This is a genomic window from Pseudomonas sp. McL0111 (assembly GCF_052567255.1).
In genome coordinates, this window is the sequence record NZ_CP199585.1 from 3,467,353 (window position 1) to 3,480,175 (window position 12,823).

A 12,823-nucleotide genomic window follows, 5' to 3' on the forward strand; every position below is an offset into this window, starting at 1 on the left:
GTAACAGGTTGTTACAGTAACTGATTGTTGCTGCAAAGCAAATGGCCCGCCTTCAGTACTTTAGTCGCAAAAAATCCCTGCATTTCACCCGAATGTCTGTCTGGAGCTCTTGAGCAGTTTGAGACAAGTCTCGTTCTCCGCTGGAAGTCGCCTCGTCAGAATTCAATTCATGAATACCAAGACGACCACGAACGCTGTGGCGCCACCTGAATCGGAGAATTTCTTCTTGAAAACCTTTCATGACTGTCGCCACGCGCAGGCTAAAAAATCGGGATTACGTTGATGGCTATCGATAGCACTGCTCCAGACACGGCAGCGGACGCACAGCCGTCACCCGCACCGAAAACACCTGGGCATGACACGCTTCTGTTGAGTGTTTCGTGGCTTTGCGATCACTACCGTGTGGGTCGTTCGCCTCAGGCATTGACCGCCGGTTTACCGACCACTGGCGTACTGTCTCCGTCACTCGCGCTGGCGAGTCTGGCCAATGCCGGTTTGTCGGCAGGTCTGGTGGAACGCCGGGTTCAGGCGTTGCCGCTGCAGCTGGTGCCGATGATTCTGCTTTGCAAAGGGCAGGGCGGTTGTATTCTGCTGGGCCGCCGTCTCGATCCGCAGGCGCAGGACAAACGCACGTTCCTTTATCAGGTGATCCTGCCCGAGATCAGTAACGAACCTGTTGAGTTGCCGCAGGCCGATATCGATGCGATGTACACCGGTTTCGCGATTCTCGCCAAGCTCACTGCCAAGATCGACGAGCGCGCCGGCGAAGAGACTCCGCGTCCGGCCGGTCACTGGTTGCTGAGCACCCTGTGGCGCTATCGCCGTTACTACCGCAGTGCCGCAATTGGCGCGGTACTGATCAACGTCCTCGCGCTGGCGAGCATCTTTTTCACCATGAACGTGTACGACCGCGTCGTGCCCAATCAGGCGTTCATTACGCTCTGGTCGTTGGCCATCGGTGTGGTGGTGGCGATGGTCTTCGAGGCGATTGCCCGTTACGTGCGGGCGCACTTGCTGGATGTCGCCGGCAAGAAGGCTGACCTGGTCTTGGGGACGATGCTGTTTCGCCAGGCGCTGTCGATTCAGATGGAGCACAAACCCGCGTCCTCCGGATCGTTTGCCAACCAGTTGCGCGAGTTCGAATCGGTCCGCGACTTTGCCACGTCGGCTACTTTGGCGGCGATTTCCGACCTGCCATTCGTGCTGATGTTTGTTGCGGTGATTTTTGTGATCGGCGGCCCGCTGGGCTGGATTCCTTTGTTGCTGATCCCGCTGATTTTGATCATCAGCATCATCATTCAGTGGCCGCTGGCGCGGACCATGCGCGAAAACCTGCGTGAGTCGTCGCTCAAGCAAGGCGTACTGATCGAGTCCATCGAAGGCCTCGAAACACTGAAGGCCGTGGGTGGTGAAGCCTATATGCAGCGCCGTTGGGAAAACTTCAGTGCGCTGGCCTCCAGCACATCCCTGAAATCCCGGCAGTTGTCGAGCGTGGCAACCGGCACGGTCGCGTTCTTTCAACAAGTACAGACCGTCGCGTTGATCGTGGTCGGTGTGTACCTGATCGATGCCGGCGACCTGACCATGGGTGCATTGATCGCCACCGTGATGCTGGCGGGCCGGGCGACGGCGCCGTTGGGTCTGGTGGTGGGCCTGGCCGTGCGCTTTCAACAGGCCAAGGCTGCCATGCACTCGCTCAACGGTCTGATGGCGTTGCCGATCGACCGCGACGTCAATCGCGATTATCTGCCCAAGCCGAGCATCGAAGGTCAACTGACCCTCAAAGGCATTGCCTTCGCTTATCCCGCGCCACCGATGCAACCCAATCCTTCGGTGCTGCAAGGCATCAATCTGAAGATTGAAGCAGGCGAGCGAGTGGCGATTCTCGGGCGAATCGGCAGTGGTAAATCGACGCTGCTGCGCGTCATGGCGCGCCTGTATTCGCCGGTCGACGGGCAAATGTTCAGTTCGGGTCTGGATGTCAGTCAGATCGATCCTGCCGACTGGAGAAAAGCCGTGGGCTATGTCGGTCAGGACGCGCGTCTGTTCTACGGGTCACTGCGTGAAAACGTGATGATCGGCCGCCCGGCTGCGACTGCCGACGAGTTCTTGCAAGTGCTGCGTTTGACTGGTCTCGATCAAGTGGCTGCGCGTCATCCGCAAGGCATCAACCTGCCCATTGGCGAAATGGGCGAAGGCCTGTCGGGTGGCCAGCGTCAATTGGTCTCCCTGGCTCGTACGCTGCTGGCGCATCCGAATCTGCTGCTGCTCGACGAGCCGACCAGCGCCATGGACACCCAGACCGAAGCGCTGTTCTTGCAGCATCTGCAACGCGCAACGGCTGGCAGGACGCTGGTGGTGGTGACGCATCGTCCATCGCTGCTGGCCCTGGTCGAACGCATCGTGGTGGTCGAGGACGGCAAGATCGTCGCCGACGGCCCGAAAGAAACCATCCTCGCGGCGATGAACGCCAACGCCAATAAATCTGCTCCCGCGAATGCTGCGAAGAGCGCTGCCATGTCCCTGACCGCGAAAAAAGTACCGGCAGTGGCAGCGGCTAACTCGTCCGGCAATTCGGAGATTACCCAATGATCAGGAAACTGTTTGGCCGACCCGAGGCTGCCACGCTGCAGCCCGGCGATGCCGCGTATATGAATGACATTCAGGAGTCGCTGCTGAACCAGACGACGCCGGGTTCGAAGCTGATTCTCAACCTGATCGCCGTAGTGCTGATCGGCGGCCTCGTCTGGGCATATTTTGCCCGCGTCGAAGAAATCACCCTCGGTGAAGCCAAGGTCATTTCCAAGAGCCGCGAACAAGTGATCCAGAGTCTGGAAGGCGGGATTCTCGCCGAGATGAACGTGCGCGAAGGCGACGTGGTGGAGAAGGGGCAGGTGCTGCTCAAGATCGACCCGACCCGCGCTCAGGCCAGCTACCGCGAGACCCTGTCGAAAGTCATCGGTCTCAAGGCGAGCATCACTCGTCTGCGTGCCGAGGCCTATCAGCAACCGCTGGAATTCGACGACATGGTCAAGACCGACATGGCCGTGGTCAAGCAGGAAATCCAGGCCTACAACGCCCGCAAGAATGCCCTGAACGAAAGCATCGGTGGCCTCAATCGCAGTTATGCGCTGTCGTCTCGAGAAATTCAGCTGGCCGAGCCGCTGGCGGCCAAGGGTTTGATGTCGGAGGTTGAACTGCTGCGTATGCGTCGTCAGGCCAACGAGATCAAATCGCAGATTGTCGAGCGCACCAACCGTTATCAGGCCGAGGCCAACGCCGAGCTGGCGAAGTTCGAACTGGAGTTGTCGCAAACCAGCGAAAACCTGATCGGCCGCGCCGACGTGGTCGAGCGCACCACCGTCACGGCGCCAGTGCGCGGCACCATCAAGAACGTTCGCGTCAACACCCGAGGCGGGGTGATCCAGCCCGGCGAGCACATTCTTGAAATCGTCCCGCTGGAAGACCAGTTGCTGGTGGAAGGCAAGATTCGCCCGGCGGATGTCGCGTTTCTCCGACCAGGTCTGCCGGCCACGGTGAAGATCACTGCTTACGACTACGCGATTTACGGCGGCCTGCACGGCGTGGTCGAGCACATCAGCCCCGACACCTTGAAGGATGACCAGAAAGCCGCTGCCGGACGTCCCGACGATACCTATTACCGAGTGCTGGTGCTGACCGACAAAAGTTATCTGGAGGCTGGGGAAAAATCCCTGCCGATCATTCCCGGGATGGTTGCCTCGGTAGAGATCCGTACCGGTGAAAAAACCATTCTCGACTATCTGCTCAAACCCGTGCTCAAGGCCCGGGAAGCGTTCCGGGAGCGATAGACATGAAAGCTGATTTTTTCGCTTTTCCCCTGAGCTTCGCCGCTCGATTGACCTCGGTGGTGTTGTTGACCGGGCTGTTTGCCAGCGCAACGCAAGCCGAGGCCGAGCCATCGAGCCCGAGCCGTAAGAGTGGACAGGAGATCGGCAGCGTTTCGGCGCTGGCCTATGCCGGGTTGCCACCGCGTCTTGCCGAACGTGCGCAAAAGGGTGCGCCAGCCATCGGTCCTTCGGAGAACGATCTGCGCAAGATCTTTCTCGGTGAGGTGCAAGCGGCGGTCATTCGCAGCCCGAAGATTCTGCGTACCCAAGGCGAGCAACAGGCAGCGCTCTCCGACGTCGATGAAGCCAAGGGCCAACGCTGGCCGCAGGTCGATGTCGGCACGCAGTCCAAGGCTTTGCAGTTCGGCGGCGGCGCCGAAAACGACGCCAATTCTGCCGGGATCAATGTCGCGGTATCGACCATGGTTTATGACTGGGGCCGCATCGACAATACGGTCGGAAGCAGGGAGAAACTGGCGGTCGCTGCCGATGAAAACTACCTGGCCGAGAAAGAAAACATCGGTTTCGAAGTGGTCACCACACTGATCGAGTTGGGCAAACAGCGAATTATCGTCGGGCTCAGCCAGGATTTTGCCAACCGCATGAAAGAGCTGGTGGATATGCTTGCCGGCATTGTTGCGGTGGACGCCGGTCGTTCCAGCGAGCTGACTCAGGCCAAGGCGCGCCTTTTGCAAGCACAAGCACTGCGCGACACCGCCGATGCCAAGGCACGGGATGCGGAAATCACCTTGCGCAAACTGGTGGGCGAGCGGCCGTTGCCGATCCCCCGTGGCAAGGAATGGAACATCGGTTTGGCGGATATGAATCAGTTGTTGGGTGTGGTGAAAAGTCACCCGACTGTTCTTCAGGCCGTCGCTCAAGCCGAGTCCGCCGAACTGGATGCACAAGCGGTGCGGGCATCCGGGTTGCCGCAATTGAACTGGGTCGTCAGTAAAAATACCGCAGAGGATGCATTGGGTCGGGAGCAGGCGTGGCAGACCAATCTGAGCATGAGCTGGGGCGCTTTCCGTGGCGGCTCGACCCGTGCGGCAGAGCGAGCAGCCCTTCAACGCGCAGATGCCAGCCGCCATGAAACGGCGCAACAACGTCAGGATCTGGAGTTTCGGATTCGCACTGCCGATAACGATGCACGTACCCAACTGGAGCGTGCTGAGCTATACCGAGATCTATCGGTGGAATCCGATCGTATTCGCGAGGCGTTTTATTTGCAGTGGCACCACTTGGGCAAACGCACCTTGCTGGACGTGCTCACGGCTGAAAGTGACCATTACGGTAATCAGGTCAGTGAAATCAGCAATCGTTTTGATGGCTATCAATCGGTCGTTCGCCAATACGCCAGTGCCGGTTATCTTACCCAGTGGCTGCAAGGTGCGCGCTGATCAATCGGTGTGACTGAATAAACTGTTCTTCGATAAGTACTATCGCGCACTGTGTATATGCAGTGTTCACCTCGGCGTTTCGGACGTAGAAAAACTTGAAAGCATTGCTTGATACCCGCTGTTGTCTGTTGGCTTGCCTGCTTTGGCTTTTTGCGGCCAGCCAATCCGCTGTTGCGGAAGACGACCGGCTCATCGTCCGCACGCCCGAACTGGCACCGGCCGTTACCTTCGATGCGCCGACGCAAAAGTGGCTCGATGGTCGATCTTCGATCAGGGTGGCTTTCTGGGGCAGGGCGCTGCCGCCGATGTACACCGGCTATGAGCCGGGCGGCTTTGAAGGCGTGACCGCCGATGTTCTGGGCCTGTTGCAGCAGACGCTCGGCGTGCCGCTGGAAATGATCAGCTATGCGAACCGCAACGAAGCGTTGCAGGCGATGGCTAAAGGCGAGGTTGACATGCTCGCCCTCAACGATGCCAGTGCTGATCCGAGCCCGCAGTTCACGACGTCCACGCCTTATTTGCTCAACCGCCGAGTCGTCGTGCGGCGGATCAATCAGACCCATGAGTCCACCGTTGATCTGGCGGGAGAGCGTCTGGCGTATATCGCCACCAGCGATTCATTTGCCGGGCAGTTACATGCGCAGCATCCCAAAAGCACCTTGGTTGAATTCAACGAATATCTGACGGCGATTGCCGGCTTGGCATTTGATCAGGCGGACGTATTCATCACCGACGCGGTGACTGCCGAGTTTCTGATTTCGCGTTACTACCGTAATAAAATTTTTATCGCCGGTGACGCGATCAAGCCCAATTGTGCGGACTTCAACTTTGCTGTCAGTGTGGCGCAGCCGCAGTTGCTGGACGCGATCAATCAATCACTGGCGAGCATTCCGGTCGCGAGCATTTTGCGAATCACGTCGCGCTGGGGCTTGAGCAGCAGCTTCGTTGTCCCACGGACAACATTGAATCTGACTCAGGAGCAATCCGACTGGATCGCCAGTCACCCGAAAGTCAAAGTGGCAGTGACCAACGCCTTCGTCCCGATGACGTTCTTTGATGAGCACAATCAGTTGAAAGGGCTGAGCGCCGATCTACTGAAGAAAATCGAGGAATTGACCGGGCTGGATTTCGAGATAGTGCGCAGCAACAGTGTCCGGGAAATGATTGATGAGTTACAGGATCGCAAGGTTGACCTGATTGCGGCGTTGAACATCGGCGATCAGTCCCTGGCTCCCGAGCAGATCACTCGTCCGTACGTGATCACGCCTTCGGTTGTCGTCACCCGCAGCACCGAGGCGGGTATTCGTAGTCTGGATGAACTGAATAACCTGCGTGTCGCCGTGACGTGGGGTAATCCGGTGTCCGGATGGCTCAAAGAGTACTTTCCGAAAATTCAACAGGTCACTGTGCGCAACGCCACCCATGGCATTGAAATGCTCGCCGACAAAGAGGTCGACGGCGCGGTCACCACTCAGTTCAATGCCGACTATTTCATCACTCACCATTTCCAGAAGGACTTGCACATCGCTTCGGTGATTGGTTCGCGTTCCTCGATGATCGTCATGGCGGTGGCACCCGGCGATGAGGTGCTGCGTGGGATTATCAATGACGCGCTGGTGTCCATCGCCCCGGAAGAACTCAAGGACATGACCGACCGCTGGCGCAACAACGTCACGCCGGCAATGGCCAGCCCGTGGGCCAGTTACAAGGATGTGGTGATTGACGTTGGTATTGTTGCGGCGATTTTAGTGCTGATATTTATCGGCTGGAATTACTACCTGCGTGTGCAGATCCAGAAACGTCGCAAGGCTGAACAGGATCTCGAGGATCAACTGCAATTCAGTCGCACGTTGATCGACGGTGCGCCGGTGGCACTGTATGTGCGTGATATTCATGGGCGTCTGGTTCAGTGTAATCAGGCGTATCTGGATTTCTTCGAAACGTCCCGTGAGGAAGTCCTCGGCAAGACCCTGGTCGAAAGCCAGGTGTTCAACGCCGAATTCAATGCTCGTTACCATCAGGTCTACCTGGATACGCTAAAACACGGTCAGCCAGCCTTTAACGACCTTGACGTCGAGGTGCAGGGGCAGCAATACCGCGTGTATCACTGGATTCTGCCGTTCCACAATTTCAATGGCCAATACATCGGTGTCATCGGCGGCTGGCTGGATATCACCGAGCGCGAGCATCTGACCGAGCAATTGCGTCTGGCTAATGAAACCGCCACAGACGCCAACCGTTCGAAATCGGTATTTTTGGCGAGCATGAGCCACGAGATTCGCACACCGGTCAGCGCCTTGATCGGACTGATCGAGTTGTTGCGCATGAAAGGTTGCAGCCCGGCGCAGGTCGAGGAAAGCCTTGATGTAGCGCACCAGTCCGCGCAGTCGTTGCTGTCGTTGATTGGCGACATTCTGGATCTGTCGAAAATCGAAGCCGGGGAGATGAAGCCAGTGCCACGGCCTACGCACCTGGGCGAGATGGCGCAGAGCATCTATCGGTTGTTCGAATCCAATGCGCAGAAAAAGAACCTGGAATATCGACTGGTCACCGAGGTTGAGCACAACGGCATCATGATTGATGCGCTGATGCTCAATCAGATTGTCTCCAACCTGTTGAGCAACGCGATCAAGTTCACGGATCAGGGCAGCGTTCAGTTGTTGATGCGTGAGTTGCCGGGCGAGTCTGCACCCGGTCATGCGCGGTTCGCGATCCAGATCAGTGATTCCGGTAAAGGTTTGAGTGAAATCCAGCGCCAGGAAATTTTCGAACCGTTCGTTCAGGCCGAACCTCAGGCCAACCGCTCGATGGGCACCGGCCTGGGGCTGAGCATTTGTTCCAGTCTGGCGAAACTGCTGAATGCGCAGCTCAGCGTCGACAGCCAGTTAGGGCTGGGTTCGCGGTTTACCCTGACCTTCGACGCTGAGTTGGCCGAGGTTGCACCTAGTGAGGCGCCAGTCCCGGTTCCAGAGCCGCAATCGAGTCATAAGCTACGGATTCTGGTGGTTGAAGACCATGCGCCAAACCGGTTGTTGCTGTGCCGGCAACTGGAATACATGGGCCATGAAGCGTGGCCCTGCGATGACGGCGAATCGGCGTTGACGCAGTGGATGCGCGCGGAGCCACCCTTTGATCTGACCATTACCGACTGCAACATGCCGCGTATGGACGGCTATGAGTTGAGCCGAACAATGCGTGAGTTCGAGCAACAAAATGCCATGCGCATGCACCCGATTTTCGGTTTGACCGCCAATGCTCAATCGGAAATCACCGAGCGTTGTCTGGACGCTGGCATGACCCGCTGCCTGTTCAAACCGGTGGGCATGGAAACGCTGACAGCGATAATCGAGGAGGTGGCGCAGACCAGCAAGCGACGCGCGCTGGCCGCGACCAACACCGGCAGTGAACTGGATAAAATCCGCCTGCTGAGCCCCGAGGCCTATGCGCCTCTGGTCGAGCAGATCGTCCTGACTCACCGCGAAGACGGCAGCGATCTGCAGCGCTTGACCCTGGAAGACGACCGAAACGGTCTGATTCGCGTGGCGCACAAAATCCGCGGCGGCGCACAGTTGGCGGGTGATGCCGCTCTGAGCGATGCCTGTCATGCGCTGGAGCAGATCGTGGCCGGGAAAAACGGCTCATTGCCCTATGACTCCGAGGTGAAACAGGTGCTGGCCTGCCTTCAGGCACTGGAGGATCGGCTGTTGCAGAACGTCGCTTCGTGACATGCAGGTTGTTGATTGCGCCGTTGTCACCGATAGTTGCGTGCGATCCATTTGAAACGGATCATCTGTAACCCGATCCCGCCTGCGCGGAAGTCATCGTCAGTGAGAAAGCCGACTTGAGCACCAACATCATCACAAAGGAAGGTCACGAGGCGTTGAAGCAAGAGCTCGACTACCTTTGGCGCGAGAAACGTCCTGACACCACCCGTAAAGTCACTTGGGCAGCCTCGCTGGGTGATCGCAGTGAAAATGCCGACTACCAGTACAACAAGAAGCTGCTGCGGGAAATTGATCGGCGTGTTCGATACCTGCGCAAGCGCCTGGAAGATGTGCGGGTTGTCGCCTATTCACCCGAGCAGGAAGGCGCAGTGTTTTTCGGGGCGTGGGTCGAGATCGAAAACGAGGCGGGCGATATCAAGAAGTTCAGGGTTGTCGGCTACGACGAAATCTACGGACGCAACGATTACATCTCGATTGATTCACCGATGGCTCGTGCGCTGTTGAAGAAGCGAGTAGGCGATGAAGCTGTGGTGCAGACGCCATCCGGCGAAGTGCTGTGGTGGATCAACGAAATCGTTTACGCCAAACCTTGAGGCAACCGCGCGTCACCTTCGGGGGATCAGCGCGGTAATGGCTTGCTTTCAACCTTCGCGTAACACCGTTAGCGGGCTCGCATTCAACGCCCGCCGCGTACCAAACACCCCCGCGCCACCAATCAGCACCGCGCCAATCAATGGCAGTACCAGCAGCCACGGATGCGGATGCCACGGCAGATCGAAGGCGTAGCGATACAGCACCAGACTCACCACTTCCGATCCGATGGCTGCGAGCAAACCGCTGACCGCGCCGAGCAGGCCGAACTCGATGCGCCGCGCCTTGACCAGCAACTTGCGCTCGGCCCCCAATGCGCGCAACAGCGCACCTTGGCGAATGCGTTCATCCAGTGTTGCCTGCAACCCGGAAAACAGCACCGCCATGCCTGCCGCCAACACAAACAACAGCACATATTCCACCGCCAGCGTGACTTGAGCGAGGATGCTGCGCAGTTGTTCGAGCAGGGCTTCGACCTGAAGAATGGTCACGGCCGGGAAGGCCCGCGACAGTTCGACGATCTGCTGATCGTGGCCGGGCGCCAGATAGAAACTGGTCAGGTAGGTCGCCGGCAGATCCTTCAGGGTGCCGGGCTGGAAGATCATGAAGAAGTTCGGCTGGAAGTTATCCCAGTTGATGTCCCGCAGGCTGGTGACCTTGGCCTCGCGATTGACGCCGCCGACATTGAAGATCAGATGATCGCCAAGTTTGAGCTTGAGACTCTCGGCGACTTTGCCTTCCACCGACACGCCGGGAATATCGTCCGTCGGCTGTTCGGTCCACCATGAACCGGCAGTGAGTTTGTTGCCGACAGGCAGGTCGGCGGCCCAGGTCAGGCTCAGGTCACGCTGGATCGCCCGGTCGCCGGCCGAATCCTTGCTGACGATTTGCTGCACTGCTTCGCCATTGATGCTGACCAATCGTCCGGGGACTACCGGATACAGCGGCGCGGCTTGGGCCGAGACGTTGACCAGATGATCGGTGAACGCCTGTTTGTCTGCCGGCAGAATGTTCAGGGCAAAATAATTGGGCGCGTTTTTCGGCAACTGGTTTTGCCAGGTGTCGAGAAGTTCGCCGCGCAACAGGGCGATCAACGCCATCGACAACAGAATCAAACCGAAGGCCAGCGACTGACCCGCCGCAGCCAGTGGATGGCGCAGCAATTGACCCAGACCGAGCCGCCAAGGTAGAGACGCACGGGCGAGCATCCGCCGCAGGCTGTTAAGCAGCAACAGCAGTAATCCGCCGAGTACCAGCGCAGCGACCACGCCACCGCCGAGCAGGGCGAAAGTCAGCAGCAGGTCGAGGCTCAGGCGCCACATGATCAGGCCGAGCGCACCGAGTGCTGCGCCGTAGACCATCCACGTGCTCGACGGAATCGGCAACATGTCACGGCGCAATACGCGCAATGGCGGTACCCGACCCAAAGCAGCCAACGGTGGCAGAGCGAACCCCGCCAGCGCTACCAGACCGGTGCCGATCCCGGCGATGGCCGGAAACAGTCCTCCCGCAGGCACATCGCTCGGCAATAAATCATGCAGCAGCGCGAACAGGCCCAATTGCGCCAGCCAGCCGAGAATCGCACCGCTGAGGGCGGCAAGCAGGCCGAGCACGGCCAGCTGCACACTGAACAACAGCATGGTTTCCCGACGTGACAAGCCGAGGCAGCGGAGCAGGGCGCTGGCGTCGAAACGTCGGCTGGCAAAACGGTTGGCGGAAAGCGCCACCGCCACGCCGGCCAACAGCACCGCAACCAGACTGGCCATGTTCAGATAGCGTTCGGCCTTGCCCAGCGCGCCGCCAATCTGTCGGTTGCCGTCGCGGGCATCCTGAATTCGCTGGTTGGGTGCGAGTCCCGGCTTGATCAGTTGACGATAGGTTTCCAGCGCTTGCGGCTCGCCGCGCCACAGTTCGCGATAACTGACGCGACTGCCGGGCTGGACCACGCCGGTCGCCGTGAGGTCGTCGAGGTTGATCATTACCCGTGGCGTCAGGCTGTAGAAGTTGCCGGCGCGATCCGGCTCGTAAGTCAGCACCCGGGTCAGCTTGAGGGTTTTCATGCCGACGTCGATGTTGTCGCCGGTCTTCAGGTCCAGCGCAGTCAGCAGACGTGCCTCGACCCAGGCTTCACCGGGTTGTGGTTCACCGCCAGCGGTTTCTTCAGCGAAGGGTGCGGGTGCGCTTTTCAGCTCGCCGCGCAATGGGTAGGCGCGATCAACGGCTTTGATGCTCGACAACTGAATGCCGTTGTCGGTGGCAATGACGCTGGAGAACTCCACCACTTGAGCGTGAGTCAGGTGTAAATCGGTGCCGCTGCGGATTTGCTCTTCACGAGCCGGCGAGCTGCCTTCGAGTACCAGATCAGCGCCGAGAAACTCGGTGGCGCGCAGCATCATCGCGCCGTTCAGGCGGGCGCCGAAGTAGCCGATAGCGGTGCTCGCCGCCACCGCGACGACCAAGGCGAAGAACAACACCCGCAACTCGCCTGCGCGGGCATCGCGCATGAGTTGGCGCAGGGCAAGACTGATCAGGCGCAACAGCGGCAAACGTGCCATCAAGGCTCCAGAGGGGCGACCATCAGCCCGGCTTCAAGTCGGATCAGGCGCCGGCAGCGATGCGCCAGGCGTTCGTCGTGGGTCACCAGCACCAGCGTGGTGCCGCGCTCCTTGTTCAACTCGAACAGCAAATCACTGATGCGCTCGCCGGTGTGGCTGTCGAGGTTGCCGGTCGGTTCGTCGGCAAACAGCACGTCGGGTTCGGCAGCAAACGCCCGGGCAATCGCCACGCGTTGCTGCTCACCACCGGAGAGCTGACGCGGCGAATGGGTCAGGCGCTGGCCGAGGCCAACACGCTGTAACAATTCGGTGGCGCGCTCGCGGGCGTCTTTGCGGCCATCGAGCTCCAGCGGCAGCATGACGTTTTCCAGCGCATTGAGGCTGTCGAGCAACTGGAAGGACTGAAAGACGAAACCGACGTGCTCGGCACGTATCCGCGCGCGCTGGTCTTCATCGAGGTTGCTCAAGGATTGCCCGGCGAGGATGACCTCGCCGCTGCTCGGCAAGTCGAGGCCGGCAAGCAAGCCGAGCAGGGTGGATTTGCCGGAACCGGACGCGCCGACGATGGCCAGGCTGTCGCCCTTGTTCAGTTCCAGGCTGAGTTCGTGCAGGATAGTCAGTTCACCTTCCGCGCTGGGAACCACTTTGCTGAGGTTCTTCGCGGTGAGAATGCTTGCGCCCAT

At 59.1% G+C, this 12,823-nt stretch carries 7 protein-coding genes; 5 read left to right on the forward strand and 2 right to left on the reverse strand.

The genetic code is table 11. The features are described from left to right. Positions 1-282 precede the first annotated feature (282 nt). The 5 genes from ACTWLJ_RS15840 (at position 283) to greB (ending at position 9,587) form a co-directional block, all read left to right on the forward strand. On the forward strand, positions 283-2,592 hold the full coding sequence (locus tag ACTWLJ_RS15840; RefSeq protein WP_445177506.1) for a type I secretion system permease/ATPase: 2,310 nt from the start codon (positions 283-285) through the stop codon (positions 2,590-2,592). Further along, positions 2,589-3,830: an HlyD family type I secretion periplasmic adaptor subunit gene (locus ACTWLJ_RS15845; protein WP_445177507.1), complete on the forward strand. Its 1,242-nt coding sequence runs from the start codon at positions 2,589-2,591 to the stop codon at positions 3,828-3,830. Before ACTWLJ_RS15840 ends, ACTWLJ_RS15845 begins: the two co-directional genes overlap by 4 nt. A 2-nt stretch (positions 3,831-3,832) precedes the next feature. Next, a complete protein-coding gene (locus tag ACTWLJ_RS15850) occupies positions 3,833-5,269 on the forward strand; it encodes a TolC family protein (protein ID WP_445177508.1) in 1,437 nt (478 codons plus the stop codon). A 95-nt stretch (positions 5,270-5,364) separates the two neighbouring features. Then, the gene (locus ACTWLJ_RS15855; RefSeq protein WP_445177509.1) at positions 5,365-8,994 is read left to right on the forward strand and encodes a transporter substrate-binding domain-containing protein; all 3,630 of its coding nucleotides are present in this window, start codon (positions 5,365-5,367) and stop codon (positions 8,992-8,994) included. A gap of 116 nt (positions 8,995-9,110) precedes the next feature. Next, entirely contained in the window at positions 9,111-9,587 is a 477-nt protein-coding gene (gene greB, locus ACTWLJ_RS15860; RefSeq protein ID WP_445177510.1) for a transcription elongation factor GreB, read from the forward strand. 48 nt (positions 9,588-9,635) lie between these two features. Here the strand turns inward: greB and ACTWLJ_RS15865 are convergent, their stop codons facing one another. Together ACTWLJ_RS15865 and ACTWLJ_RS15870 are read right to left on the reverse strand one after the other, a co-directional pair. Beyond that, the gene (locus ACTWLJ_RS15865; protein WP_445177511.1) at positions 9,636-12,140 is read right to left on the reverse strand and encodes an ABC transporter permease; all 2,505 of its coding nucleotides are present in this window, start codon (positions 12,138-12,140) and stop codon (positions 9,636-9,638) included. Then, entirely contained in the window at positions 12,140-12,823 is a 684-nt protein-coding gene (locus tag ACTWLJ_RS15870) for an ABC transporter ATP-binding protein (RefSeq protein ID WP_401216708.1), read from the reverse strand. The genes ACTWLJ_RS15865 and ACTWLJ_RS15870 overlap by 1 nt, the downstream gene beginning before the upstream one ends.

Excerpts from the sequence above, each read along its gene's own strand:
- ACTWLJ_RS15845 (WP_445177507.1), top strand. The coding sequence starts at position 2,589 with ATGATCAGGAAACTGTTTGGCCGACCCGAGGCTGCCACGCTGCAGCCC.
- ACTWLJ_RS15840 (WP_445177506.1), top strand. The coding sequence starts at position 283 with ATGGCTATCGATAGCACTGCTCCAGACACGGCAGCGGACGCACAGCCG.
- ACTWLJ_RS15870 (WP_401216708.1), bottom strand. The coding sequence starts at position 12,823 with ATGGGCGCAAGCATTCTCACCGCGAAGAACCTCAGCAAAGTGGTTCCC.
- ACTWLJ_RS15850 (WP_445177508.1), top strand. The coding sequence starts at position 3,833 with ATGAAAGCTGATTTTTTCGCTTTTCCCCTGAGCTTCGCCGCTCGATTG.
- ACTWLJ_RS15865 (WP_445177511.1), bottom strand. The coding sequence starts at position 12,140 with ATGGCACGTTTGCCGCTGTTGCGCCTGATCAGTCTTGCCCTGCGCCAA.